General features: G+C 65.5%; 22 protein-coding genes. 10 read left to right on the forward strand and 12 right to left on the reverse strand.

The window, feature by feature from the left end; genetic code table 11:
- The first annotated feature begins 9 nt into the window (after nt 1–9).
- The 5 genes from N825_RS17155 (at nt 10) to N825_RS17175 (ending at nt 4,363) form a co-directional block, all read left to right on the forward strand.
- Nucleotides 10–519 carry a TRAP transporter small permease gene (locus tag N825_RS17155; RefSeq protein ID WP_051512495.1) on the forward strand — a complete coding sequence of 170 codons (510 nt, stop codon included), beginning with the start codon at nt 10–12 and terminating at the stop codon, nt 517–519.
- Nucleotides 516–1,790: a TRAP transporter large permease gene (locus N825_RS17160; RefSeq protein WP_037454477.1), complete on the forward strand. Its 1,275-nt coding sequence runs from the start codon at nt 516–518 to the stop codon at nt 1,788–1,790. The genes N825_RS17155 and N825_RS17160 overlap by 4 nt, the downstream gene beginning before the upstream one ends.
- 57 nt (nt 1,791–1,847) lie before the next feature.
- Complete coding sequence (locus N825_RS17165) at nt 1,848–2,603, forward strand: DUF72 domain-containing protein (RefSeq protein WP_037454480.1); 756 nt, start codon at nt 1,848–1,850, stop codon at nt 2,601–2,603.
- A gap of 74 nt (nt 2,604–2,677) precedes the next feature.
- Entirely contained in the window at nt 2,678–3,103 is a 426-nt protein-coding gene (locus N825_RS17170; protein ID WP_037454484.1) for a hypothetical protein, read from the forward strand.
- A 279-nt stretch (nt 3,104–3,382) separates the two neighbouring features.
- Nucleotides 3,383–4,363 carry a lytic transglycosylase domain-containing protein gene (locus N825_RS17175; protein ID WP_051512496.1) on the forward strand — a complete coding sequence of 327 codons (981 nt, stop codon included), beginning with the start codon at nt 3,383–3,385 and terminating at the stop codon, nt 4,361–4,363.
- 7 nt (nt 4,364–4,370) lie between these two features.
- Here the strand turns inward: N825_RS17175 and N825_RS17180 are convergent, their stop codons facing one another.
- The 3 genes from N825_RS17180 to N825_RS17190 all read right to left on the reverse strand — a co-directional run bounded on the left by N825_RS17180 (nt 4,371) and on the right by N825_RS17190 (nt 7,415).
- Entirely contained in the window at nt 4,371–4,856 is a 486-nt protein-coding gene (locus tag N825_RS17180) for a hypothetical protein (RefSeq protein WP_157619321.1), read from the reverse strand.
- A 76-nt stretch (nt 4,857–4,932) separates the two neighbouring features.
- Entirely contained in the window at nt 4,933–5,793 is an 861-nt protein-coding gene (locus tag N825_RS17185) for a hypothetical protein (protein WP_051512497.1), read from the reverse strand.
- Between the two features lie 56 nt (nt 5,794–5,849).
- Complete coding sequence (locus N825_RS17190; protein ID WP_063833861.1) at nt 5,850–7,415, reverse strand: phospholipase D-like domain-containing protein; 1,566 nt, start codon at nt 7,413–7,415, stop codon at nt 5,850–5,852.
- 210 nt (nt 7,416–7,625) lie between these two features.
- Here N825_RS17190 and N825_RS17195 point away from each other — a divergent pair, with 210 nt between their 5' ends.
- A complete protein-coding gene (locus tag N825_RS17195; protein ID WP_084164817.1) occupies nt 7,626–8,144 on the forward strand; it encodes a PAS domain-containing protein in 519 nt (172 codons plus the stop codon).
- Here N825_RS17195 and N825_RS17200 read toward each other — a convergent pair whose 3' ends face one another.
- The 7 genes from N825_RS17200 to N825_RS17230 all read right to left on the reverse strand — a co-directional run bounded on the left by N825_RS17200 (nt 8,145) and on the right by N825_RS17230 (nt 13,273).
- Nucleotides 8,145–8,900 (reverse strand): class I SAM-dependent methyltransferase, encoded by a 756-nt coding sequence (locus tag N825_RS17200; protein WP_037454495.1) that lies wholly within the window; start codon nt 8,898–8,900, stop codon nt 8,145–8,147.
- Between the two features lie 281 nt (nt 8,901–9,181).
- Nucleotides 9,182–10,021 carry an NYN domain-containing protein gene (locus tag N825_RS17205; protein ID WP_037454497.1) on the reverse strand — a complete coding sequence of 280 codons (840 nt, stop codon included), beginning with the start codon at nt 10,019–10,021 and terminating at the stop codon, nt 9,182–9,184.
- Between the two features lie 255 nt (nt 10,022–10,276).
- Entirely contained in the window at nt 10,277–10,582 is a 306-nt protein-coding gene (locus N825_RS17210; RefSeq protein WP_084164818.1) for a PepSY domain-containing protein, read from the reverse strand.
- Between the two features lie 152 nt (nt 10,583–10,734).
- Nucleotides 10,735–11,067: a hypothetical protein gene (locus N825_RS17215; protein WP_051512499.1), complete on the reverse strand. Its 333-nt coding sequence runs from the start codon at nt 11,065–11,067 to the stop codon at nt 10,735–10,737.
- 85 nt (nt 11,068–11,152) lie between these two features.
- On the reverse strand, nt 11,153–11,392 hold the full coding sequence (locus tag N825_RS17220; RefSeq protein WP_037454501.1) for a hypothetical protein: 240 nt from the start codon (nt 11,390–11,392) through the stop codon (nt 11,153–11,155).
- Between the two features lie 92 nt (nt 11,393–11,484).
- The gene (locus N825_RS17225; RefSeq protein WP_245613146.1) at nt 11,485–12,252 is read right to left on the reverse strand and encodes an ABC transporter permease; all 768 of its coding nucleotides are present in this window, start codon (nt 12,250–12,252) and stop codon (nt 11,485–11,487) included.
- Nucleotides 12,253–12,268: 16 nt separating this feature from the next.
- Nucleotides 12,269–13,273, reverse strand: coding sequence for an ABC transporter substrate-binding protein (locus tag N825_RS17230; protein WP_037454503.1), 1,005 nt, complete (start codon nt 13,271–13,273; stop codon nt 12,269–12,271).
- Nucleotides 13,274–13,547: 274 nt separating this feature from the next.
- Between N825_RS17230 and N825_RS17235 the strand changes: the two genes are divergently transcribed.
- The 3 genes from N825_RS17235 (at nt 13,548) to N825_RS38960 (ending at nt 21,596) form a co-directional block, all read left to right on the forward strand.
- A complete protein-coding gene (locus N825_RS17235) occupies nt 13,548–15,797 on the forward strand; it encodes a putative bifunctional diguanylate cyclase/phosphodiesterase (protein WP_245613147.1) in 2,250 nt (749 codons plus the stop codon).
- 107 nt (nt 15,798–15,904) lie between these two features.
- Nucleotides 15,905–20,278, forward strand: a complete 4,374-nt coding sequence (locus N825_RS36610) for a PAS domain S-box protein (RefSeq protein ID WP_051512500.1) — start codon at nt 15,905–15,907, stop codon at nt 20,276–20,278.
- Nucleotides 20,268–21,596, forward strand: a complete 1,329-nt coding sequence (locus tag N825_RS38960; RefSeq protein ID WP_037454505.1) for a pentapeptide repeat-containing protein — start codon at nt 20,268–20,270, stop codon at nt 21,594–21,596. Before N825_RS36610 ends, N825_RS38960 begins: the two co-directional genes overlap by 11 nt.
- A 63-nt stretch (nt 21,597–21,659) precedes the next feature.
- Here N825_RS38960 and N825_RS17255 read toward each other — a convergent pair whose 3' ends face one another.
- Nucleotides 21,660–22,334, reverse strand: a complete 675-nt coding sequence (locus N825_RS17255) for a TetR/AcrR family transcriptional regulator (protein WP_084164836.1) — start codon at nt 22,332–22,334, stop codon at nt 21,660–21,662.
- 321 nt (nt 22,335–22,655) lie between these two features.
- On the opposite strand from N825_RS17255, the gene N825_RS17260 reads away from it, so the two are divergent.
- Complete coding sequence (locus tag N825_RS17260; RefSeq protein WP_037454507.1) at nt 22,656–22,976, forward strand: heavy metal-binding domain-containing protein; 321 nt, start codon at nt 22,656–22,658, stop codon at nt 22,974–22,976.
- On the opposite strand, the gene N825_RS17265 is transcribed toward N825_RS17260, so the two are convergent.
- Nucleotides 22,963–25,242 (reverse strand): putative bifunctional diguanylate cyclase/phosphodiesterase, encoded by a 2,280-nt coding sequence (locus N825_RS17265; protein ID WP_051512501.1) that lies wholly within the window; start codon nt 25,240–25,242, stop codon nt 22,963–22,965. The two genes, N825_RS17260 and N825_RS17265, sit on opposite strands and share 14 nt — an antisense overlap.
- Between the last annotated feature and the right edge of the window lie 8 nt (nt 25,243–25,250).

Genomic DNA, 25,250 nt, shown 5'->3' on the forward strand with positions numbered 1-25,250 from the left:
CCAGCGTCCATGATCCGGATTTTCCTGGCGATCGAAGGGGCGGTGAACCGGCTGATCGGTCATGCCGCCTCCATCTTCCTGGTGGTGGCGGCGGCGTCCGCCTTCTTCCAGGTCATCACCCGCTTCGTCTTCGAGCAACCCTCCACCTGGTCGGAGGCGCTGACCCGGACCTGTCTGATCTGGATGGTGTTCCTGGGCATCACCATCGCCTTCCGGCATGGCGCGCTGGTCGCGGTCGATCTGCTGTATCGATCGGTATCCGGAGCGTGGCGTGAAACGCTGCGCAAGTTCATCACGCTGAACAGCGTGGTCCTGCTGGGCGTCATACTGTGGTTCGGCGTCGCCATGACGTGGCGGGTCCGATTCCAAACGCTGGCGGGGCTGGAGATTTCGATCGGCTGGGCCTACGCGGCCTTGCCGGTCGGCGCTTTCTTCTCCTTGCTGGCGGTGATCGCCCACTATTTGGATCACCGCGCCGCCGAACCTGGCAGCGTCGAACTCGAAGGGGCGGCTGGATGAGCACGGCCATTCTTTTCGCCATGCTGGCGCTGTTCGCGCTCAGCGTGCCGATCGCCATCTCCATCGGGATCGCCAGCGTCGTCGGCATCGCGGGCTTCACCAACCTGCCGCTGCTGCTCGTGGCCCAGCAACTGTTCGTCTCGCTGGACCGCTATCCCTTGGCGGCGATCCCATTCTTCATCCTCGCCGGCAACCTGATGGAGGTCGGCGGCATCTCGTCCCGCCTGGTCGATTTCGCCAAGTCGATCATCGGCGGCGTCCAGGGCGGTCTCGCCTGCACTTGCGTACTGACCTGCATGATCTTCGCGGCGGTGTCCGGCTCCAGCGTCGCCACCACCTTCGCCATCGGCGCGATCCTGATCCCGGCCATGGTCAAGCACGGCTATCCGGCACCCTTCGCGGCAGCCCTGCAAGCCACCTCGGCGGAACTGGGCGTGATCATTCCGCCATCGATACCGATGATCCTCTACGCGGTGTCGGCCGAGGTCTCGATCGGCGAGCTGTTCATCGCCGGTATCGGTCCCGGCATCCTGATCGCCGCCGCCCTGATCGTGTTCGTCTATATCTGGTGCCGCATCAAGGGCTATGGACGGGACGACCAGGAGGGCAGGCTGCGTTTCACCGCCGCGGTCAAGCGGTCGGCATTGGCCTTGCTGATGCCGGTGGTGATCATCGGCGGCATCTATGGTGGCGTCTTCACCCCGACCGAGGCGTCGGTGGTCGCGGTGTTCTACGCTCTGGTTGTCGGGCTTGTCGTCTACCGGGAAATCACCCTCACCGACTTGCTCCCGATCCTCCGTAAGAGCGTGATCTCCTCCGCGATCATCATGTTCATCATCGCCAACGCGGGTCTGTTCAGCTTCCTGATCAACCGGGCGGGCCTGCCGACCGCCGTCGGCGAATGGCTGGTGCAGTCGATCGATAGCCCCGTGATGTTCCTGCTGGCGGTCAACGCCTTCCTGTTCGTGCTCGGCATGTTCGTGGAAACCTCGGCCGCGATCATCGTGATCGCCCCGATCCTGGCGCCCGTGGCGGTTCATTTCGGGATCGATCCGATCCATTTCGGATTGGTGATGGTCGTCAACCTGGCCATGGGCATGATCACGCCGCCGTTCGGCGTCAACCTGTTCGCGGCCTGCCAAGTGGCGAACATCCCGCTGGACAGGATCGTCAGGCCGCTGGGGCCGTTCGTGCTGGTGATCCTGACCTGCCTGATGATCATCACCTTCGTGCCGGAGATCTCGATGGTGTTCCGCGACCTGCTGTACTGAGCCACCTCAAGATCGAGGGGGGCAGAACCTTCCGCCCGTGTCGCCCGTTGAGGAGGCATGGGCGTATATCCTGTTTTTATCGGGTGTGCCGGCTGGTCGATCCCAAGCCGGTTCTCCCACCTGTTCCCCGCGGAGGGGAGCCATCTGGAGCGTTACTCCCGCGGTCTGCCGGGCGTGGAGATCAACAGTGCCTTCTACCGGCCGCACAAGCCGGAAACCTATGCCCGCTGGGCGGCATCGGTGCCGGAGGGCTTTCGCTTCGCGGTCAAGGTGCCGAAGCTGATCACCCACGAGCGCAGGCTGGCCGATCCAGCCGCGGCGCTGGACCGCTTTCTAGGCGAGGTGCGGGAATTGGGCGACCGGCTGGGACCGCTCCTTGTTCAAATGCCGCCGAGCCTGGCCTTCCGCCGGGAGGTCGTGGAAGCCTTCCTTGGCCACCTGCGCGATAGGTTCGATGGCGAGGTCGCCTGCGAACCCCGGCATCCAAGCTGGTTCAACGAGGAGCCGGAAGCCACGCTCGACCGCTTCCGGATCGCCCGCGTGGCCGCCGATCCGGTTCCGGATGGCTGCGCCGGGGAACCGGGCGGCTGGAGCGGGCTGGTCTATCGCCGGCTTCATGGCTCGCCCGAGATTTATCATACCGACTACGGCGCGGAGCGGCTGGCCGCGATCACCGCGACGGTGCGGGCCGATGGCGCGCGGGCACCCACGTGGTGCGTGTTCGACAACACGGCGCTGGGGGCGGCGCCGGAGAACGCGCGGACGGTCTGGTCGGCCATTCGTTCCGAATCCGGAAACCCACCGCCATTATAAGGTTGACCAAGAATTCGGCGCGCGCGATCAATGGCCGCGCCACGGGGCACATTCAGACAGGTAAGTAGATCAGCATGAGCGAATTTCAGCATTCTTCCGATAATCAGGCTTCCGGCGGGGCGGCGTCCTCCAAGCTGGACAGCGCCCTCGCGCGGATCGATCAGGTGATCGACAGCGTCTCCAGGAAGCTGGACGAACAGCGGTACGAGCACCGCACCGTCGTGGAGGAGCGTGACGCCGCTCGCGCGGAGCTGGATGAGCTGCGCCGCAAATACGAGGAGCTCCAGGGCAAGGCCGATCATGCGGCCGACCGCATCGAGGTCCTGATCGGCATCGTCGAGCGCAGCTTCCCGGATCTGGTCGTCGCCGCCGTCGAGGACGCCGACCAAAATCAGCAGGACGTTCATCAAGCCGGTGGGCAGGAGGGTGGGCACGACCATGGTCATAACCATGATCACCACCACGACGGCGGCAACCACCAGCCGCAGCAGCATTGGTAACGGTTTCAGGTATTTGAGGAGACCGGCGCCTCGCTCGGGGCGTCGGCCGCGGGGTCTCTGGCCGCGATGGGGCAGGGGATCCGACGGAGGATTTTATTGACCCCAAAGCCCAAACGATATTATGAACTTACATCCACATCTTTATAAGTCCGTTGAACCATGCAGATACCGACGCCGCCCCAAGATGATTCGGCCCGCCGTCTTCGCGGCAAGGCGTCGCTTGGCGTGGCTCGCCGTCGCATGGTGAGCCGTCGGGTTTTAACCGGTATCGCGATCGGCATGGTGGCCTCGCTGTTGAGCGCCTGCTCCAGTTCGCCCGAGGACCGCACCGGGCCGGCCACGTCCGGCAACTATGGCGGCGCGTCCAGCGAGGCGTGGTCGAGCCATATCGCCGCGGCCTCGCAGCGGTTCGACGTTCCGGAGCAGTGGATCAAGGCGGTGATGCGGGTGGAGAGCGGCGGCCGCACACACATGAATGGCAGGCCGATCGTCAGCCGGGCGGGAGCCATGGGGCTGATGCAGGTCATGCCCTCGACCTACGAGGAACTGCGGGTCAAGCACGGCCTGGGTTCCGACCCGTTCGATCCCCGTGACAACATCATGGCCGGTACGGCCTATCTGCGCGAGATGTACGAGAAGTTCGGTTCGCCCGGATTTCTCGCCGCCTACAACGCCGGTCCCGGCCGCTATGGCGAGTACCTGACTGGCGACCGCGGCTTGCCCTCCGAGACACGCAATTACGTGGCGATGATCTCGCCGCAGATCGATGGCATCCATCCATCGCGCCGAGTCGCCGACACGATGTACGCGGCCGCGACTCCCCGCGCGGTACCGTCGCGCACGGTCGTCGCGGTCGCGGTGGCGCCACCACCTGCCCCGTCGGTTGTAGCACCTGTGGCGATCGCTCCCACGGTTGTGGCCAGCGCCGCGCCCATTCAGATCGCGCCGGTCCCATCATCGCGGCCCGTCACCCTGGCATCGGCCGCCTTGCCGCGCGTGGCGGCGGGCCCGGCGGGAGACTGGGGCATCCAGGTCGGCGCGTTCCGCTCACCCAGCGAAAGCAACAAGGCGGGTGAGGAGGCGCGGCGCGCGGTTCCCGACCTGCTCAGCCCGGCGCGCGTCTATGTGATGGAAGTCAACACACCGGCTGGCCGGCTGTACCGCGCCCGGTTGGTCGGCGTCACCTCCGCCAGCGCCGACCGAGCCTGCGCGCGCCTCACCAGTCAGGGTGCGGCCTGCATGACGGTGTCGCCGACCTGATCCTGGCTTACTTGACCGGGCAGGGGATGTTGGCGTTGTCGTGCATGCGGAATCTTCCGTAAACCGGATCGATTGTCGTGATGCAGAGCGTGTGATGCCCAAGCGGCGGCGACTCCCCGTCCGGGACCAGGGTGATGATGAACCCGGAGAACCGGAGGCCGGGATCGCCGACGACGGCCACGACATCCGGCCGCTCCTTCACCTCGATGCCGATCCGCCATAGTTCGAGGTCCGTGTGGATCTCGACCGCGCCTGCGGCTTCGGGACCGGAAGACAATCGTCCCCAACCCTCCAGCACGATCTCCGGCCCCACGGTGACATGATCGACATGCCCGGCGATCGTCAGGCCCATGACCGTATCGAGGTCCGCCAAATCATGGACGACCACGTGCGGGGAAGCGGTCGATCCCGCCATGGCCGGTGACGGAAATGGCGCCGACAGGGTGACCATCGGCGCCATGAGCAATGGGAGGAACCTGGATCGCTTCGTCATCTGGAGCCATGCCGCCGGTTGAGCCGAACGACATGGCTGCCAGACGTGGATGAAGGCGGCGTTAAGGCCTGCCCGGTCAGTAGCGATCCCAGCCGGCGGGAGCGCCGAACATGCCACCAATCGAGGCCGCGATGGCGCCCAGCACCAAGGCCACGAAGGACCACAACGCCGCTTTGGAGACCGTTTCGGCCGCGACCTGGGCCGTCTGGCGCGCCTGTTCCGCCGCCTGCGTGTACTGCTGGCGAAGGTTCTCGACCGTCTGGCGGGCTTGCTCGGGCGGGATGCCGGCCTGCTCGGCCAAGCGGTCGGCGGTGGACTGCAGCTCCTCCTGCGACACGTCACCCCGCATGACGCGGTTCAGCGTATCCAGCGAAGCCTGTGGCAGCGAGCCGCCCTCGGGGGCCAGCATCTGGCGGGCCTGCTCCTGGATACCCTGCAGCGCGTTGGGATCGGCTTGATCCGTCGTTTGCGCCGCTCCCTGCGCGGCGCTCGACAGCGCGTCGCCGACAACGGAGAAGGTCCCGCCGATCAGGGTGCCGACGGCGCTGGTCAGCAACCAGAACACCAGCAGCGTCGCGATGCCCCAGGTGATCAGGCCGTGCAGAGCGCCGTCGATCCGGGTCGACATGCCCGCCATCCGGCCGGCCACCCAGCCGCCAACCGCCAGCGAGGCCAAGGCGGTGACGATCCACCAGATCGTGGCCGCGATGCCCAGCGTGCTGGCCTGCGGCGAGTCCGCCGTCGCGGGGTCGATGGTGGTCAGCCCGATGCCGATCCCAAGCACGGCGAGCACGAGGTTGAGGGATACCGCGACGACCACCCCAGCGAACACGGCCGACCAGGCGATGCGCCGTTGCTCGACCATTTCGGCCGGGGCCAGCGGAGCCGCCGTCCCGCCCCAGGAACCGTAGGTGTCCTGATAGCGCCTGCCTGTCATGTCTTAAGATCCTTCCCAAAACTTCATTTCGTTTCGCGCCAGGTCCTGGATGCCGTTCAGGCATCCTCCTTGCGCCGTGAGGAGAAGCGCCGGATCAGCATCCTGCCGCCGACGAAGGCGGCGATGCCCAGCCCGGCGGCGGCGCCGAGCGCCGCGAGGTTTGGCTTGGTGACGAACTTCTTGACGCGATGCGTCAGCACGCGTTCCAGCTGCTTGGGCCGCTCGGGGTCGAGCAGACGGGCTTCGACTATCTGTTCCTGGACCTCGTTGAGTTCCTCGATCTCCAGCCGCACCAGGGTGCGGCCCTCGCCGCGGCGCAGGGCGTCGATGATCTTGATCAGCGAGTGGCCGGCTTCCAGGCGCTCCTCGACGACCGATTGCGGAACGCCGAGATGCTCGGACACCAAGTCGTTGCGGAAGCTGACGACCGTCTCGCGGATCCGGCCCGCTTCGGGCTCGCCGTCGATCGCTTCCAAAGCCAAGTCGCATTCCGTGTCGAAGCCCATCGACCGGTTGTTGAGGTTGGATGAGCCGACCCGCAACAGACGGTCGTCGATCACCAGGACCTTGGCGTGCACATAGATCGGCGTGCCGGCCGCGTTGACTGGATAGAAGATGCGGAACCGGTCGTGCCGGTCCTCGCGCCGGATCTGGCGCACCATCAGTGAGCGCGCGGTATCCATGGCGGACTGTTCCAGCCAGCCATCGGCCGTCATGGGGTTGACGATGACGATCTCGGGTCCGTCCGGTTCGCGCAGCCGCTTGATGATCGCGTCCCGGATCGCGTGGGAGGCCATGTACTGGCTTTCCATGTAGATCGTCCGCTCGGCGGCGAGGATGGCGGTCAGGTAGAGCCGCTCGATCTCGCGGACCTCCTCGTACTCGCCGTTCTTCGGGTTGGTGCGCGCGATCGAGATCGGGACATCCCGCAGGGTGACCTTGAGGCGCTCGGGCCACGGGTCCAGCTCGCCGGGCGGTGGTGGCGGCAGCTTGGCGCCGGTGGCGCGGAACCAGCGCTCGCGGGCCAATTCGCCCAGCGCCCGCGCGGCATCGCCGTCAACCGCCGTCGTGACATCGTGGAAGGGGCAATAAGGCTTGCCATTTGGCAGCACGCGGCGTTCGTCGTCGGGCGTGTGGTCGCGGGTGTCCCAACGCGAGTCGGTCATGTCGATGCCACCGCAGAACGCCAGCGCGTCATCGATCACGATGATCTTCTGGTGATGGGCGGCACCGGCGGGGTGCTGGGCGTCGAGCCGGAAGTGGATGCGCCGATGCGTCATCAGGTCCAGCGCCAGGACGGGCAGGATCTGCCGGCTCAGGGTGAAGAGCATCGCCATGTCCCATTTGAGGACATAGGCTTGAAGTCCGGGCTTGCTGTTGACCGTGTGCTTCAGGAACGGTCCCAACTCGTCCGGTTCCTGGACATCGGGGTTGGCCGGGTCGAGCTTCAGGCGAAGGTCGAAGTCCCAGCCGATCATGTAGATGGAGTGCTGGGCGCTGGCGATGGCGGCCTTGGCCGCCGCGAAATAATCGCAGGCGTCGACGATCAGGGCCAGACGGTTCGTGCGCTCGGTCCGCCAACAGGTTCGGCCGGGAACAAGGATCTTTGTCGCTTGGGGCATGGTCGGGCTTTGTCTTGCTTTTGGCCGGGACGGTATCGAGTGGTCCATAAACTCTCGAAAAGCCCTCTCGTTCCTTCCGGCGTTCCGGTCAGGCGAGGCAATCGTTAGGGTGCGAACGTTTGTTCCGCGCTTGCCATACCGGAGAAACTGATTTAAATAAAATTAATGGTGAACTAGACATAAACCTTTTGGCTGGTTAGCTTGGCAGGCATGACCCTGCTAGCACCCTTGGAGCCTCAGACAAGGCATGCCGCGTCACCGCCGGAGTGGCGGCCACCACGCCACGCGCACGCCAGCGTGAGGCGCCTCCATGAGTATTGGGTGTCGCGCAGGCCGTCCGGCCTAGCGATGCCACGCCGGCTCGACATCGATCCCGCCGAGTTCCCCGTGCCTCTTCCGAACCTGCTGCTGCTGAACATCCTTGATGGTAAGCCGTGGTTCACCTATCGCGTCGCCGGGGCCAAGCTCTCCTGGCTGTATCGACGACCCCTGACCGGACAGCCACTGGGCGAGGGGATGCCCGAACCGGAGCGCACCGAGTTGATCGCTGGCGCGATGTCGGTGGCGTCGTCGGGTATGCCCGGTTACCGCCGCGGCGACCTTGGCTGGTGCGGCCGCGACTACCTGGACTTCGAGGAGTTGCTTCTGCCGCTGGCGGGGGCGGATGGCGGAACCGCGATGATCCTGGGCATCATGATGATCAGCGATCCCCAGGGCAAAGACTGTTGATCAGGGCATCTCGCCCGACACGATCCTGGCGTGAAGGTGAAGCGGGCAGACACCCTCCACCGCGACTCCGCTGAAATGGCTGGCGACGGCGGCGTTGATCCGCTCGCGGTCGCCCTCCGGCGCCGATGCCAGCCTCGGAGCGAACAGCATGTCCAACGAGGCGCGCCAGAATGGCTTGTCCAGGGGAACGCGCGCCGTCGGCCGCAGCGACTGCTCGGTGACGTTCCGCAACCCCGCCTCCTCCAGCAGGCTCGCGAGGACCCCCGGCTGATCGAACCGGAACAGGGGATCGATCGCGTGGTTGGGATCTTCCCCCAGCACTTCCGTCACCGCCTGATCCAACTCGGTGAAAAGGGTGTTGTCGGCGAGCGGCCCCCATACCATGAAGGCCGCCTTGCCATGGGAGCGCATCACCCGGACGGTTTCCGCAAGGCACGCCTTGGTGTCGGGCACGAACATGATGCCAAACCGGCAAGTCACCCGGTCGAAACTCCCATCTTCGAACGGCAGGGCCGTCATGTCGGCGACGGTGAACAAGGGGGGAGGGCCATCGAAGGCGGTGGCGCGCCGGATGGCTCCCGCCAGCATCGCCTCGACCAAGTCGACGCCATGGACGCTGCCGCCGGGACCCACGCGCTTGGCGGCGCTCAGCGCCGGTTCCCCGGCGCCGGACGCCAGATCCAGCACCGCCTCGCCCGGCATCACGCCACAGGCGTCGAGCAGCGGCAGGTTGAGGCGGTCGGCCATATCGGCCATGGGGTCCGACCACCGGTCCCAGGCAGGCCCGCTGGCTGTCCATCGGGCCCGTTCGAGTGCCGCGTCCGGCAAGCCTTGATGCTGTGTGGTCACGTTCATACCGATGGTTGGGCCAAGGGCGCTGGCCGAAGGCGGGTATCGGTATGATAAACACGGGAACCGAATTAGGGTTCTGTTTTCATCGTGGTTTCATGGCCGAAATGTGGCTTCCATGGCCACGGGATTGGATGACCTTGTCGTGGATCAAGCAGCCGACCGATGGCGCCTCATGCCGATCAGGTCTATGGTCTCGGCATTTTGAGCTTCTCATTGAAGCGACGCCGCATGGACCGCTTTTCGTCTAGGTCCAAGGGGCGTCCCAAGGCGGTGCTTACGACTCGCAGCAGATTGCGATCAATGTCCGAAGGAATGCCGCTTTTTCCATGGAGGTCATGATGCTGACCGATGCTCACTTGTTCCGCGGAGGTCAAACTGGCGACCATACCGTCCACCGCCTTGTTGATCACGTCATCGACGGGGCTCGCATGCATGACTGTGGCTGGTTCCACTCCAAGCGACGGAGTTGGCGCTGTCATCGTCGCTATGGACAGAAATCGTCGTACGGTCGCCTCTTCCCAGGTCGTGGAAGTGTCCGCTTCCTGACGAAGGTACCTATTGACGTTGGCATGCATGGCATCGCTGCCAAAACCGAGCACATGCACTCGAACGCCAAAGGTCTGACTCACTTGGACGCCGACTCGTAGATCATCATCTCCGCCCAGTAGGATTGCATCGGAAATCGCCTTGTTTCGTGCCAACTCGATCATGTCCGTGACGATCATGGAGTCGACACCCTTTTGTTTGCCAAATCCATTGATTTGACCGAGTCGAAGCTTGAAGTTATCGGCTAATGCGATGGTTGTTTGGTCCGAGGACATGTTGCCACTGGCGGCCAAGCCATCATACCAGTAGATGCGAAGCAAAGGTGCCGCATCCATCTTTTGAAGAAAGCCAGCCAGGATGGTGTTGAACTCGGGAAGATTGAGCGAGATGAACTGCCGGCGGGTCTCAGCGTGGCCGATGATTTCACAACCTCTGGCAAATAGATAACCGGCATCGACAAAGACAGCTGTACGCTCCACGACAACCCCAAATTAAATATAAATCCGCTTTTGAAGAACTGGTATTTTAATGGTCGCGAACGCTTCAATGAAAAAGGGCTCCTAAAGGAGCCCTTAATAAGCCAAACTCTTCCGAGAAGTAGAATAAGCGAAAGCGCTTGGTGAAGTCGATGATACCAGGGCGCCGCCAAATCGGCAACCGCGAGTTCGCGGAAACTTGTGGCATCGGCCGCGTCGCGTTGCCGCAATCCCTACCAGACTCATCCCCCGCCCGATCTAGGAGGTGACGCGGGACAGGATCTCGCCGGTCAGTGGGTCCACGGTGAGGCGCAGGCGTTTGCCGTCGCCGTCCAGCGCCTTCACGTCATAGAGGTGGCGGACGACATCGATGCCGTAGATATGGGTGATGCCGCCGCTTTCGACCGAGCGCGCCACGGTGGAGATCGGCAGGGCTCCCGGAGGCAAGGTCTTGCCACCGATCCCCCAAAAGCCGTCGTCGGCCGAGACGGCCGCCATCAGCAATAAGGTCGCGAGGTTGAGGGCTCCCAGGCCCAGAGCCACCCGGCTCGCCGTTCTTCTCATAGGATCGCTCCCCTCGGGCCGCTTGGCGGCCCGCCCAACGGCGTTTCGCACCGAACGCCGACTGGAACGGAGCGTGTGGCACCACGGCCGGCGGCGCTGTGTCGTCTGTCACACCGGCCGCACAGGGTTCCGGAGCGTTGCCCCGGACGCCTTCAGCTGACCTTGGTCAGCGGCCGGACGGTGGCGGCGTTGGTCGCGAACGCCGACAGGTGCGTGCCGAACGCGCGCAGGACGGGGGCGAACCGCTGCATCAACTCGTCGGTCACATGGGCGTCGGTCTTGAGGATGATGCCGGGAGCCTGGGTCATCAATTTCTGCGAGCGCATCGGGCCGATCTTGTCGTCCAGGAACATCGCCAAACCCATGATGACGCCAAGGCTGGTCTCATCAGGCTTCGCGCTGTCGGCGAGGACCGTATGCAATTCCTCGAGCAGGGCATATGTAACGATCGAAGTCCGCTCGATCACGTCGTCTTGCTGCACCATGGGGCTGACCCTCGGAGGTGTGAGTACTGTCTGAGGACTGACGTTAACTATCCTCTGTCACTAAATTGTTAACTTCGGCGAATTCTTAGTTGCCAGCCGAAGTACCCGCCGCGGCCGCCTGTGGTGCCGCGGCTTCCGGGTCGGACACGCACTCGGCGTCGGTCAGCCGCCATCCCTCGTTCTCGGCGAGCCAAGCGCGGAGACGCACGGCCCCGCCGAGGTGGCAGGCCGTGGCGTTGGTGATCTGGGGCAAGGGGAGCTGGTGCTGCCGGCATTCGGCCGGTTGACCAACGAGGCAGGCTACGACGAGAAGCGCATAAGGCATGTAACGTTCGACCCCGCGTTCTGGTTCCCAAAAAATATTTATGGCTAAAATTGATTAACCAGAAACTGCTGGGGCGGGCAACAAAAAATGGGTCAGCGCCGCCAGCGCGACGCTCTTATTTCAAGGGGCTGTAGCACGGCGAACTCAATGATCTGGACGACCACGATGAAGGCGAGCGTGTAGGCCAATATGCCGGTGACATCGAAAAGTTGGAACAAGACCTGCAACTGAAATCCCATGCCGTTGCTCCGGCCCAGCAGTTCAACCACCAGGACGATCTTCCAGATCAATGCCAGACCGGATCGCGCCGCCGCCAGCAGGAAGGGGTAGAGCTGCGGTAGGACGATGTGACGCAGGGTCTTGAGTGGACCCAGCCGGTAGGCCTCGGCCATTTCCAGGTAATCGCGGTCCAGCGCGCGGCTGCCCTCGCGGAGCGTCACCACCACGTTGGGGATCTTGTTGACCGCGACGGCGGCCACGGCGGCGGCCTCGGTCAGGCCGAACCAGACATAGGCCAGGATGATCGTCACCAGGGCCGGGACGTTCAGGAAGAGCACCAGCCAGCCGTCGAGCAGGCGATCCAGCAGCCGGTAGCGTCCCATGGCGATGCCAAGCGCCGTGCCGATTGCCATGGCGATCACGAAACTCGCCATGACGCGCGCCAGTGTGATGGCGAGGTCGATCAGCAGGCCGCCCCGGGTGACCTCCGTGACCAAGCGGGCCGCGACGGCGACGGGGCCTGGAAGCAGACGGCCTCCGACAGCCATCGCCGCGGCTTGCCAAATCAGGGCCAGGACGAGCAGCGACAGGACATGGGCAGGAAAGCGGCCCAGCTTGGACAGGGTCATGGACTTGGGCATGGGTGGGGACAAGATGTCAGAATCTTATCCCGGCCCAGAACGTTCCAGGCGACAGCTGGGGCGAGTCACCGACCAGTTCCCGTCCGCCGAGCTTCGCCAGGATCTCGTAGACCCGCTCCGCGTCCCGCCGCTCGGCGTCGCCCCACGACGTCGGGATGCCGGCCCGATAGCCGTCGCGCAGGGCCAGCAAGGTGGCGTCGTCCTCCGCCTTGGTCAGGGGAGCCAGCCGCCGCCACTCGTCGTCGCTGTCGCGCATGATCGCCTTGGCCTTTTGGGACGCGCGCAGGAAGGCGTTCAAGGCCAGGCCATTCGCGTCGGCCCAGGCGTCGTGGAAGACATAGCCGATGATCGGAACGCTGGTCTCGATCCCAAGCTCCTTCTCGATCTCATCGACCGTGACGACCTGACGCAGCCCGGCGGCCTTAAGGCGGGCGGCGAAGTTCCAGTAATTCAGCGCGGCGTCGACACCACCGTTGGCAACCTGTTCGTTGAGAAGGGGCGGCGCCGCGAAGACCTTCTCGCTGTCCTTGTCCGGATCGAAACCATTCTTCTGGATGCTCAGCGCCCGCAGCAGCAGCCAACTCTTGTCCAGTGGTCCGCCGGCGACGCCGATCCTGCGGCCCTTGAGGTCGGCGATGGAGTTGATCGGGGAATTCGCCGGAACCATGATCGATCCGGCCGCCGTGGAATAGGGCGCCAGCGTGAAATCGGCGCCCGCGGCGCGCTGGCGCGAAACCCACAGCCAGTCGGTCACGATCATGTCGACGGCGCCACCTTGCAGGGCGACCTGGGTCGCTTGGTTGCTGGCCAGATCCACGATCCGGAGATCGATCCCCTCGCCGGCGTCGAGCCCGTGTGACTTGATGGTGTCCAGTTCCCAACTGACCGTGCCGAACTTCAGGACGCCTACCCGCACCGCGGGACGGGTGGTGGAGGTGTCGCCTGGCGGACCGGCCGCCTGGGCCTGGGCGCCAAACAGCAGGGACACCGCCACGAACAGGCTGGTGACGAGGTGTCGCATGGGCGGGTTCCTCCCGATCTCTGGCACCGGCTTTTGACCGCCGGTTAAGGGCGCGGGCCGCAGGATAGCGGCATTCCGGCCTGAAGGGTACGCGCCAGCGGTTGTACTTTGGGATGAGGTGACAACAGGGCCGATCCAGTCGAGCGGGATTACCGACGCGACGTTATTCCATTAGTAATAAATGCTTAAATATTGTGAGATCAATGTCGTAAAATCATCGCGTGCGGCGCGGTCGGCAATTTCCCTTCCTCAAAACCGCCTGCGGAGTGGAGTGATGGCCGAAGGTCAACCAGTGGATCGCTTCGGAACCTTCGTCAACGCGATGGAAACGGATTTCCTCGCCACGCTGGCATCCAGTATTCTGGGCGAAGCTCCGGTCGGTGTCGGTTATTTCGACAGCGATCAGACTTGCCGCTTCGTCAATGGGCGGTTCGCCTCGACATTCCGCGCCCTGGGGGCCGACGCCGATGTCCAGGTGTCGCGTTTCGCCGATCTCGCGGGACCCGTGGAAAACATGCGGCCCGCCGGCCGGGACGGGACGGGGGACGATGTCCGGTCCCGTCTCGCCGATTTGGCGCGCCGGGTGCTGGCGGGTGAACCGGTCATGTTCGACCACGCGTTCGACCACGCTCTCAATCCCGGGGCCAGCATCGAGGATGGTGAGCGCGTCGCCCTGCGCGTGAGCCTGATCCCCCATCGCGATCGCGGGGGCGCCGTGATCGGCTTCATCGCCTTCCTCGAGGACGAGTCCGAGCGGCAACGGCACCTCGATGTCCTGCTGCGCCGGGAAAAGTTCGCGACCTCGCTGCTCGACGCGGCGGTCGACGGCATCCTGACGATCGACGCCCGCGGTGTGATCCAATCGGTCAACCACGCCTGTTGCCGGATGTTCGGCTTCGACGAGATCGAACTGGTCGGGATGCCGGTCGCCATCCTGATGCCGGCCCCGCACGAACATCGGCACGCCGGATACCTCGACAGCTACATGGCGTCGGGCCGCGCCAAGATCATCGGCACCGGTCGCGAGGTCCTCGCCAAGCGCAAGGATGGTTCGGTCTTCCCGGTCCATCTCAGCGTCGGCGAGATGCGGTTCAACGATGAGGTCACCTTCATCGGCATCGCCCGGGATGTCTCGGACCGGCACGCGGCGGAGGAGCGCGCCCGCTTCCTGACGAACCACGATCCGCTGACCGGCTTGCTGTCGCGCCGCGCCTTCCTGGAGGAGTGCGACCGCCTGATGGCGATCCGGCTGCCCGGCGACGAGCGGGCGCATGTCGTCTTCAGCTTCGACCTCGACCAGTTCCGTGAGATCAACGAGGGCTTGGGATACCACGTCGGCGACGGAGTGCTGAAGGCGATCGTCCTCCGGTTCCGTGAGATCATGCCGAAGGACTCGATCCTGTGCCGCGTCGGCGCCGACGAGTTCGCGGCGCTGGCCATGTTCAAGGACCACGAGGTCGCGGAGGAGTCCGCCGACCACATCCACGATCGCCTGCTCAGCCCCATCCAGGTGGATCGCCAGACGGTCATGGTCCGCATGAGCATCGGCGCCGCGATCCACGATCCCAGCATCAAGCGGGTCGAGGAGTTGCTGACCAAGGCCGAGTTGGCCCTGCAGACGGCCCAGCACCAGGGCGGCAACATCGTCTGCTTCTACACTCCCGAGATGGCCCAGGCCGCCAGCAGGCGGACCCTGCTGACCATGCACCTCGCCCACGCCGTCCAGCGCAACGAGTTCAAGGTGGTCTACCAGCCGATCATCGAGGCGAGGACCGGCAAGGTGGCCGGGGCGGAGGCGCTGCTGCGCTGGACCCATACCCAATTGGGGGCGGTCTCGCCGACCGAGTTCATCCCGATCGCCGAGGACAGCGGCCTGATCGTCTCGATCACGGATTGGGTGCTCGAGGCGGTCGCCGATCAGGTGGCGCTCTGGCACGATGAAGGGCTGTGCTGCGGCCGCGTCTTCATGAACGTCTCGGGTCAGCAGTTCCTGCGCGGGCGCCTGACCACGCGCTTGGCCGAATTGATGCGGGAGAAACCCTACCTGGCCGGTCTGATCGGGATAGAGATCACCGAGCAGGCCGCAGTGCGGGATCTGAAGGCCACCGTGCAGGCGATCTCCGCGCTGTCCTCGATCAGCGTCGAAACGGCGATAGATGATTTCGGCACCGGCTATTCCTCGCTCAGCTATGTCCAGCAACTGCCGATCACGAAACTCAAGATCGACAGGATGTTCGTCGACGGCGTACCGCACAACCGGAAGAATTCGGCGCTGGTCCGGGCCGTGGTCGGCATGGCGCACGGACTTGGGCTGACCGTCGTCGCCGAAGGCGTCGAAACGGTCGAGCAGCGCGATTTCCTGGGCGAGGTCGGGTGCGACCTGTTGCAGGGCTATCTGTTCTCCCAGCCGATCCCGACGGTCGCGTTCAGCCTGCTGCTGCGCGATCAGCCCGAGTCCTGGGCGCCGGCCCGGCTTCCGCCGGTCAAGGAGCTGGTCCCGATCAAGGAACTGGCGGCGCGATGAGTGCCGCGGCGGCGCGGTATCCTGAAGGTCACATACCACTTTCTAGTGGCTTAACCGCCGCGACTGGGGGAAAGTGCGGTTCCCGTAAGACGCGAAGCCCCTGATAAATGCTCGCCCACTGCACCAGCCATGACCTGCGCGCTTTCCTGGATCTGGTGGGAGCACCGGCGCTGGTGCTTGATGCCCGAGGCGAGCCGGCCGTGCTGGCTTGTAACGGGCGCTTGGAGACGGCATTGGGCGGTGTCGCCCCGGCCCTGGTCGGCGGATTGATCGGGGCGGCCGCCGACGAGTGCCGGGCCACCACGCGGCAAGTCGAGCTGGACGTGGACGTTCCCATGAACGGCGGAGCGGGAGCATTGTCCAAGCCGGAGCGCTGGCATCTCGTGCTGGCTCCCGTGGTGGTTGATGGAGCTGTGACCAGGATATTCGTCACCGTCGCGGCGCGGGTCCAATCCGATCCCCGCATCCACGCGATCCTGGAGGAACAGACCGGCTTGATCGCCCGCTACGCGCCGGACACCACATTGACATTCGTCAATGGCGCCTATGCCCGCCGGTTCGACGCCAACCCCGACGATTTGCTGGGATGCCGGATCCTGGACCTGCTGTCCCGGAGCGAGGCCGACGCGCTCACCGCCTGCCTGGCCAAGCTGACCCCGGACCAGCCGACCGGCCGGCATGAGCGTGTGGTGACGCTGCCCGATGGCGCCGCCCGCTGGGTGCTGTGGAGCGACCGCGCGTTCTACGACACCCAAGGCGGCTTGATCGAATACCAGTCGGTTGGTTTCGACATCACACAGCACAAGCGGCTGGAAAGGGAACTCCAGGACAGCCGCGATTTCTTCCAACTGGCGATCGAGGGAACCCGCGATGGCCTGTGGGACTGGGACCTGAGGTCGGGATCGATCTGGCTGTCCCCTCGGCTAAAGGAGATCTTGGGCCACGCCGACGACGAACTGCCGAACGACATAGAGGCCCTCCAGAACCTCGCCATTCCGGAGGACAAGGAGCGCGCGCTCCACCAGTTGCGGCGCCACTGGGAAGATGGCAAGCCATACGAGCAAACCGTCCGCTTCACCCATCGGGACGGCACCATCCGGCACATCCTGTCGCGGGGCGGCAGCGTGCGCGACGCGGCCGGCAAGCCGATCCGCATGATCGGCGTCCACACCGACGTAACCCCGCTGGTGGAGAGCGGCAACCTGTTGCGGGTGGCGAAGGAGCAGGCCGAGCAGGCCAGTCGGGCGAAGTCCGAATTCCTCGCGATGATGAGCCATGAACTGCGAACGCCGCTCAACGCGATCATCGGTTTCGCCGAGATCCTGCGTGACGAGCTTTTCGGGCCGCTCGGTAACGAGCGTTACGGCGACTACGTCCAGGACATCGTCGGCAGCGGCCGCCACCTGCTGGCGCTGATCAGCGACATCCTCGACCTGTCGCGCATCGACGCCGGCCAACTCGCCCTGCGGGAGGCGACGCTTGATCTGGCGCAGGTGGCGCGCAGCCAGATCGCGGTGGTGGCCGCGGCGGCGGCGGCGAGCGACGTGGCCTTGCACTGTGACCTGCCCCAGCCGGCGCCGCTGATCCGCGCGGACGAGACGCGGGTGCGCCAGATCATGGTCAACCTGCTGTCCAACGCCGTCAAATTCACCCCGCCGGGTGGCGAGGTGAGGCTCGAGATCCAGGCGGAGGCCGACGGCCGGGTTGTCCTGTGCGTGTCCGACACCGGGATCGGCATGAACCTGGAGGATATCCCGAAGGCGATGGAGCCGTTCAGTCAGCTGGAGGCGTCGCTGACCCGCAGGCGCGAGGGAACCGGCCTGGGACTGGCGATCGTCAAGCGTCTGGTCGACCTGCATGATGGCGAGTTGCGGATCGACACGGCGCTGGCCGAGGGCAGCGCCGTCACCGTCACATTTCCCCGGGAGCGGAACGCGGCTTTGGCGACGGTCCGCACGCACCGTCATCAGGACGCCGGTGGCGCCAGCCAGGCTGGCGTTCCCGGCGCCCGCGGCGGCGATCAGGTCAATCCGGTCCTGTGGGATGGCGCGCTGTTCGGCCGCTTCGAACTGCTGGATACCCTGATGCATGCCGTGCCGATGGCGGTGGCGGTCAGCCGGGAGGATGGGGTCTGCATCAAGGCCAACCACACCTTGTGCCGGCTGTCCGGCTTCGACATGTCGGAATTGCTGGGAAGGACGATCGAGAGCCTGTTGGGGCCCGATGGCGTCGATCAGTTTCCGCTGGGACGCTATCCAGCCGGGACGAACGACGGATCGGATCCGTCCCGCTCGCGGACACGGCCGCGGGAACGCCAATTGGCCACCCGATTCGGCCGCAGCCGCTGCGTCGAGGTGACCCGCGAACCCTTCGTCGGACTGGACGGGCACACTTACACCTTGTTCCTGATGATCGACGTCAGCGAGCGGCGGCGCACCGTCAAGGCGTTGCGCGACAGCGAGGAGCGTTTCCGGCTGGCGGCCCACGCCGCCGGCTGCGGCATCTGGGACACCGATTTCCTGACCGGCGAGCATTGGCTGTCGCCGGCCTACAACAGGATGCTGGGATACGATGAGAATGAGCTGGCGCCGAGCGATGCCGCCGGACGCGAGCGCATCCATCCTGACGACCGCGCCAGGGTCGACGCCGCGACCGCCGCCCACCTGACCGGCGCCACCTCTTTGTACGAGGTCAATTACCGGCTGCGGCACAAGTCGGGACGCTGGATCTGGGTCGCCGCGCGCGGCGCCGCCGCCTTCGAGCCGGGGGGCGGCCCCCGCCGCTTCGTCGGGACCGTGACGGAGATCACGGCGGAAGTCGAGGCGCGTGAAGCCTTGGCCGAGAAGACGGCCTTCCTGGAAACCGTGCTCTCCAGCACCGGACAGGGCATTCTGGTGGTGGATGGCGAGCGCCGGGTCCGGTTGCTCAATGACAGGTTTCTGGCGCTCCATGGTTTTCGCCGAAGTCCTGGCGAATCCGGAACCCCCATGGAGCGTCTGTCGCGCTGGCGGTTTGGGCAAGCGACGGTGGATGGGTCCAGTTCGGGGGCCAGTCCGGCGAGCCTGGACAGCCAAGTGGCCAACGAGATGGCGAGGCTCGAGGAGCGGTCGGGGGATGGGACGCCGACGCGGTTCGACATGGACGGCGACGGCGGACGGATCATCGAGGTCTGCCGCCAGGAACTGCCTGACGGAGGCTACGTCGCCACCCATACCGACGTCACCATCACGCGCCGGACGGAGAAGGCGCTGGCCCGGCGCGAGATCGAGCTTCGCGCGATCCTGGAGGTGTCTCTGGTCGGTATCCTGACGACATCCGGCGAAGGGCGGGTGGAGGAGTTCAACCCGATGGCCGAACGCATGTTCGGTTGGCCGGCGACCGAGATCCGGGGCCAGGACATCGGCATCCTGCTGGCTGAAGGGAAGCGTGGTGAAGCGGCGATCGGACACCTTCGGGTGCCGCCCGGATCGGACGCCACGAGCGTCGAGTCGATGGCGCGCCGAAAGGACGGTTCCGTGTTCCCCATGCGGATCGCCCTGACCGATTTCACCCTCGACGGCGCGCGGCATTATGCCGGCGTGGTCGCCGACATCTCCGCCGGTCGTTCCATGGAGGACGAACTCAGGGCCGCCCGGGGGAGGCTCGACCAGCGGTTCGACGATTTCGTCCGCCTCTCGGTCGAACTGGAACAGGTTCGCCATGAGGCCGATCTGGCGTTGCTGCACGCCGAACAGTCGAGCAAGGCCAAGTCGGAGTTCCTGGCCCGGATGAGCCATGAGCTGCGCACCCCGCTGAACGCCGTCATCGGTTTCTCGGAGATCATGAAGGGCCAGTATTTCGGGCCGCTCGGATCGCCCAAATACCAGGAATACGCCGAGGACATCGACCAGTGCGGCCGCCATCTGCTGTCGCTGATCAACGACATCCTGGATCTGTCGAAGGTCGAGGCGGGCAGATACGTGCTGGAGGAGGAGCAGATCGACCTCGGCCGGATCATCGACGGTTCGGTCCGCCTGCTGCGCGATCACGCCGCCACCAAGGGGGTGACGATCGCCGTCAGGCCGGAGCCGGTCCCGACGATCATGGGCGACCAGCGCGCCTTGAAGCAAGTCGTCGTCAATCTTCTGAGCAACGCCGTCAAATTCACGCAACGTGGAGGAATGGTCGAGGTTGGAACGGTGCTGGACGCGTCCGGCGATGTCCGCGTCATCGTCAAGGATACCGGCATCGGCATCCCCGAGGGAGAGATCCCGCGTGTGCTCGAGGCGTTCGGGCGGGCCAGCAATGTCCGGATGTCGGGCGAGGATGGCACCGGCCTTGGTTTGGCCATCGTCGGATCCTTCCTCAGCCTGCATGGCGCCACGCTGGATATCGACAGCGCCGTCGGCGTCGGAACCACGGTCACTGTGCGTCTGCCGATCGAACGCGTCCTGGGCAGCCAGCGGCAGCTTCAACCCTGGGACATTCTTGATGAACGGTAGGACGCCCGACGCCTGGACGCGGCTGGATCAGGCGCAGCTCGGCGCCGTGATCACCCGGCACGCGCGGTTCCGGCGTGGCACGACCCATGGTGCTCAGGCCAATCTGGCGTTTCACGACCTGTCCGGCCTCAGTCTCGCCGGTGCGGACCTGTCGGGTGCCGACCTGACGGGCGCCCAGATGAAGGGCGTCGACGGACGGGGCCTCGATCTGGCCGGCGCGGTCCTCAATGGCGCCGACCTCCGCCTCGCCCAGTTGCAGAAGGCCAATCTCAGCCGCGCCGACCTGCGCGGCTGCTGCCTACGCGGCGCCGACCTGACCGGTGCCGTGCTGGAACTCGCCAATATCCGCGAGGGCGCGCTCGCCAAGCTGGACCAGGAGAACCGCATCGCGTTCGAGACGAACCCGGCCGAGTTGGTCGGCGCCACCTTCCGGGGAGCCGACCTGACACGCGCCCGGATCACCGGCACGCTCGCCATGCAGGCGGATATGACGGACGCGATCCTGGTTGGGGCCAAGCTCGCCCATGTGGATTTCCGCAACGCCAACCTGACCGGCGTCGTGCTCGAGGGAGCCGAGCTGAACGAGGTGAACCTGTCGGGCGCCACCCTCCATGGCGCCATGCTGGCCGGCGCGAGCTGGAGGAACTCCCGCTTGACTGGCGCCGACCTGCTGGGAGCGGTGATCGACGCCCAGCTGCTGTCGGTGTCGGAGGGAGCCAGGAACCTGCCGCGTGCGGTCCCCGCCTTCTCGATCACCGATCTGGTGCGGGCGCACGGTTTGTGGATCCAGACCGAGGGGCAGCAGGGCAAGCGGCTGGAACTGACCGGGCTCGACCTGTCAGGACTTGAACTGCCAGCGGTCGACCTGGGTGGGGCCGTGATCACGAATTGCGTGATGGAGCGCGCCAATCTGGCGGACGCGGTGCTGAGCGTGGTCGATTTGACCCTGTCGGACTTGCGGAGCGCCGTTTTGCGTAATTGCGATCTTCGCGCGGCGACGTTGCGCCGGACCTTTCTCGCCGACGCCGATCTGTCCAACGCGGTGCTCGACGCCGTCCGCTTGAACCCGCGGGCGGGCAACCGGCTGCTGTCGGCCAATCTGGAACGCGCCCGGCTGTGGCACGCCTCGCTACGCGGCGCCTCGCTGAGGCGCGCCCGTCTGGTTGGGGCGGAGTTGACCCACGCCGACCTGACGGGCGCGGATTTCGGCGATGCCGATCTCCATCAAGCGGTGATGAGTGGCGCCACTCTGGACAGCGCCAAATTCGACGGCGCCGATCTCGCCGAGGTTCGCGGACTGGTGTCCGACGAGCCTTGATGACGATGGGAGCGGCCCTTGGTCGGGGACCGCTCCCGCTTTATCGGCTCGATGGATCGCGGATCAGGCCGCGTGGGCGTGGCTGGCGACCGGCTGGCTGGCGACGGTCTGGCCGGTGCCCGCCTGGCTGGTGCCTGTCTGGCTGGTGAGGGTCTGACCATTGATGGTTTGGGAGGCTAGCAGCATCCGAACCGCGTCGGCGCCGCGCCGGGCATGATCGGAGGTGCCGGTGATCACGGCGGCGATGATGGCTCCGTCGAGCAGCATTCCGATCGACTCGGTCACGGCCTCGGGATCGATCACGCCGGCTTGGTCGGCAAGATCCCGGATGACCAACAAGATCTTCTTCTTATGCGCCATCGCCAACGAGCGGATGCGCGGATCTTCCTTGTTGTGCTCGGCCACGGCGTTGATGAAGGCGCAGCCGTAAAACCCATCCCGCTTGAACCACTGCTCCAGCACGCCGAAGATCCCGACCAGTTTGTCGCGGGGGGAACCCGGAAGCCCATCAACCGCCGTCTGGAACCATTGGCGCCACGCCTCGCCCTCGCGCTCCAGCACGGCGAAGACCAAGCCCTCCTTGGAGCCAAATTGATTGTACAGGGTCATCTTGGCGACACCGGCCTCCGCCAGGATCTTGTCGATCCCCGTGGCGTTGATGCCGTGGCGGCTGAACAAGCGGGTCGCCGTCGTCAGAAGCCTGTCACCGGGTCGCGGCGCGTGCTGCTTTGGGGTCATCAGTGTGGTCTCCTCCGTTACGCACATCGTCGGCGAGGCGGCGGCCGTCGCTTTGGCCGTAGTGCCGGCGCGGCGTCCCGGCGCGGCATCGCGATCCTCGACCTCCCCAGCCGAGATGCAGCGGCAAACCACAACTTTTCTAGGGATTTGTGTATTTGTAACAGGCCTGGCTGGACCGAATAGGCGAACCACTGCCGCAGCGTCAAAATGTCCCGGCACTATCGGAGCACTCCAAGGGTCGGGCTTGACCCCTCGGTGTTGGTGGCCATGTCAGGATGCATCCATCCGAGGATCGTAAAAGCAAGGGCAGGGGGAACCACGATGATCATCACGACAACCGACCATGTCGAAGGGCGGCGCGTGATCGAGTACCTGGGCGTCGTCACCGGCGAGGCGATCATCGGCGTCAACGTGTTCCGCGACTTTTTCGCGGGGATTAGGGACATCGTCGGCGGCCGGTCCGGCGGCTACCAGAACGCCCTGAAGGATGCCCGCGAGCATGCCATGGACGACATGCGAGATGCCGCCAAGCGGCTGGGCGCCGATGCCGTCGTCGGTGTCGACCTGGACTACGAGGTGCTGGGAAAGGAGAACGGCATGCTTATGGTCAGCATCAACGGCACGGCGATCAAGTTGGGCTGAGCGTCCGCGCGGCGGCTTCGGCCGCGACGCTTTCCACCAGCGCGTCGACCAAGGCGTCGGCGGCGGCGATCGGTAGTGGCCGGGCGAAATGGTAGCCTTGCGCGAACTCGCACTTCATGCGGCCCAGTTCGGCGGCCGACCCTTCGTCTTCGACCCCTTCGGCGAACAGGTCGAGGTTCAGCGCCTTGCCAAGCGCTATGATCGTCCGCACGATGGCCGCGCTGTCGGGGTCGTAAAGCATCGGCTTGACGAAGCATTGATCGATCTTCAAGCCGTCGATCGGCAGGCGGTGAAGCCGGCTGAGCGACGAATAGCCGGTGCCGAAATCATCGATCAGGATCTGGAAGCCGCGCTCCCGCAAGGCCCGCAGCCTCTGGGGTAGCAGTTCGGCGTCTCCGGCGAGGGCGGTCTCCGTCACCTCCAGCTTCATCCGGCGGACATCGACGCCGCTCGCCGCCAAGGCCCGGTCCAGTAGCGTGAAGACATCGGGATGGATCAATTGGGTCGGCGCTATGTTGACGCTGAGCGACAGCGGCGTCGCGGCCCCGACGCGCTCCTGCCAGATCCGCATCTGGTGGCAGGCGGTGTTGGTCACCCAGTCGCCGAGGTCGCTCATCAGGCCGTTCTCCTCCGCGATCGGGATGAAGGTGGCCGGGGGGATCAAGCCGCGCTGGATGTGGTTCCAGCGGATCAGCGCCTCGAACCCGACCAGCCGCCGATCGTGGAGCGACAGGACGGGTTGATAGAACAGCACGAAATCGTCACGCTCGATCGCCCGCCGCATGTCGCTCTGCAGCTTCAGGGTCAGCAGGGGTTCCGTCCGCATCTCGTCGGTGAAGGCGAGGCATCGCGAGCGGCCCTGCGCCTTCGCTTGGTGGAGCGCCGTGCCAGCGTGGCGCAGCAGGTCCTCGGGCCCTTGTTCGCCACCCATGGCGAAGACGACGCCCGCGCTGGCCGACGCGAAGAAATCCTGGTCGGCCGCGAGCGTGAAGGGGGCCGCGACGCAGGATCTCAGGGTTTCGGCAAAGGCCTGGGCGCTGTCCACATCGATCAGGCCCTCGACCAGAACCGCGAACTCATCACCCGCCAAACGGGCCAGCGTGTCGCCGGGACGCAGCCGGGCCGCCAGCCGGCCCGCCAGATCGATCAGCAGCCGGTCGCCGGCCGCGTGGCCCAGGCTGTCGTTGATCAGGCTGAACTTGTCGATGTCGATCAGCACGACCACCGTCGATCCGATGCCGGTCAAGCGGGCACGCGCCAGGCTCTGGGCCAGCCTATCCATGAACAGCGCGCGGTTTGGCAGGTTGGTCAAACCGTCGTGGAGCGCCACGTGGGCCAACTGATCCTCGGCGCGCCGCCTGGCGGTCACGTCCTCCACCGATCCTTCGAGCCGCAGGATTTCCCCGTCCGCGCCACGCACCGCGCGAATGCTGAAGCCCCCCCAGATGATCGGCCCGTCCCGGCGATACACCTCGGCTTCGAACCCGACCACGCGATCCTGGACATCGGCCAGCCGCATCAACTCCGCGCGGCGGCCCGGGTCGACGAACAGCGGCGTGCCGCTCGACCCGCGGGCCGCCAGGAAGCCGGCGGCGTCGGCGAAGCCCAGCATATGCGCCATGGCGGGATTGACGTCGATGAAGCGGCCCTCGGGGCTCATCTGGAACAGCCCCTCGATCGCGTTCTCGAAAATGCCGCGGTAGCGCTCCTCGGCCCGGCGAAGCGCCGATTCGGTCCGGTTGCGCTCCTCGGCGACCAGCGCCAGTGCCACGAAGTCGCCGAGGGAGGCCGTGAAGACCTGTTCGTCCCGCGGCCAGCCGCGCGGCAAGCCGACATGCTCGACACAGAGCACGCCAACCGTGCGCCCACCGAACAGGATGGGCGCGTCGAGCATCGACGCGATGCCGAGCGGGATCAGATAGGCCTCGGTGAACTCCGCCGTGCGGGGGTCGGCTTGCGCGTCGGCGGCGGCGATCACGCGATCCTGGAGGATCGCCTGGAAATAGAGCGGAAAATCCGCCCGCTCCAGCACGACACCCGTGCCACCGTCCTTGCTCGACATATCATGGTGGTCGGCGCAGATCAGCGACGAGCCATCGTCGTTCAGGAACCAGATGCTTGATCGCGCGACCTCCAGCGTCTGGATCGCGACGCGGTTGATCTGGCGGAGGCAGACGGCCAAGTCGGCCCGAACGAAACAATCATGACGAGCCAACGCGCCCAGCGCCGCATTCTGGCGCTCCAGTCTCAGATCAAGTTCCAGCACTCGTCGAA

This window comes from Skermanella stibiiresistens SB22, assembly GCF_000576635.1.
GTDB lineage: Bacteria > Pseudomonadota > Alphaproteobacteria > Azospirillales > Azospirillaceae > Skermanella > Skermanella stibiiresistens.

Coding starts and splice junctions, on each gene's coding strand:
- N825_RS17155 (WP_051512495.1), top strand. CDS start 10: ATGATCCGGATTTTCCTGGCGATCGAAGGGGCGGTGAACCGGCTGATC.
- N825_RS17200 (WP_037454495.1), bottom strand. CDS start 8,900: ATGGCCGATATGGCCGACCGCCTCAACCTGCCGCTGCTCGACGCCTGT.
- N825_RS17255 (WP_084164836.1), bottom strand. CDS start 22,334: ATGACCCCAAAGCAGCACGCGCCGCGACCCGGTGACAGGCTTCTGACG.
- N825_RS17230 (WP_037454503.1), bottom strand. CDS start 13,273: ATGCGACACCTCGTCACCAGCCTGTTCGTGGCGGTGTCCCTGCTGTTT.
- N825_RS38960 (WP_037454505.1), top strand. CDS start 20,268: ATGAACGGTAGGACGCCCGACGCCTGGACGCGGCTGGATCAGGCGCAG.
- N825_RS17175 (WP_051512496.1), top strand. CDS start 3,383: ATGGTGGCCTCGCTGTTGAGCGCCTGCTCCAGTTCGCCCGAGGACCGC.
- N825_RS17195 (WP_084164817.1), top strand. CDS start 7,626: ATGACCCTGCTAGCACCCTTGGAGCCTCAGACAAGGCATGCCGCGTCA.
- N825_RS17190 (WP_063833861.1), bottom strand. CDS start 7,415: ATGCCCCAAGCGACAAAGATCCTTGTTCCCGGCCGAACCTGTTGGCGG.
- N825_RS17185 (WP_051512497.1), bottom strand. CDS start 5,793: ATGACAGGCAGGCGCTATCAGGACACCTACGGTTCCTGGGGCGGGACG.
- N825_RS17165 (WP_037454480.1), top strand. CDS start 1,848: ATGGGCGTATATCCTGTTTTTATCGGGTGTGCCGGCTGGTCGATCCCA.
- N825_RS17160 (WP_037454477.1), top strand. CDS start 516: ATGAGCACGGCCATTCTTTTCGCCATGCTGGCGCTGTTCGCGCTCAGC.
- N825_RS17170 (WP_037454484.1), top strand. CDS start 2,678: ATGAGCGAATTTCAGCATTCTTCCGATAATCAGGCTTCCGGCGGGGCG.
- N825_RS17210 (WP_084164818.1), bottom strand. CDS start 10,582: ATGAGAAGAACGGCGAGCCGGGTGGCTCTGGGCCTGGGAGCCCTCAAC.
- N825_RS17215 (WP_051512499.1), bottom strand. CDS start 11,067: ATGGTGCAGCAAGACGACGTGATCGAGCGGACTTCGATCGTTACATAT.
- N825_RS17225 (WP_245613146.1), bottom strand. CDS start 12,252: ATGCCCAAGTCCATGACCCTGTCCAAGCTGGGCCGCTTTCCTGCCCAT.
- N825_RS17180 (WP_157619321.1), bottom strand. CDS start 4,856: ATGACGAAGCGATCCAGGTTCCTCCCATTGCTCATGGCGCCGATGGTC.
- N825_RS17260 (WP_037454507.1), top strand. CDS start 22,656: ATGATCATCACGACAACCGACCATGTCGAAGGGCGGCGCGTGATCGAG.
- N825_RS36610 (WP_051512500.1), top strand. CDS start 15,905: ATGCTCGCCCACTGCACCAGCCATGACCTGCGCGCTTTCCTGGATCTG.
- N825_RS17220 (WP_037454501.1), bottom strand. CDS start 11,392: ATGCCTTATGCGCTTCTCGTCGTAGCCTGCCTCGTTGGTCAACCGGCC.
- N825_RS17235 (WP_245613147.1), top strand. CDS start 13,548: ATGGCCGAAGGTCAACCAGTGGATCGCTTCGGAACCTTCGTCAACGCG.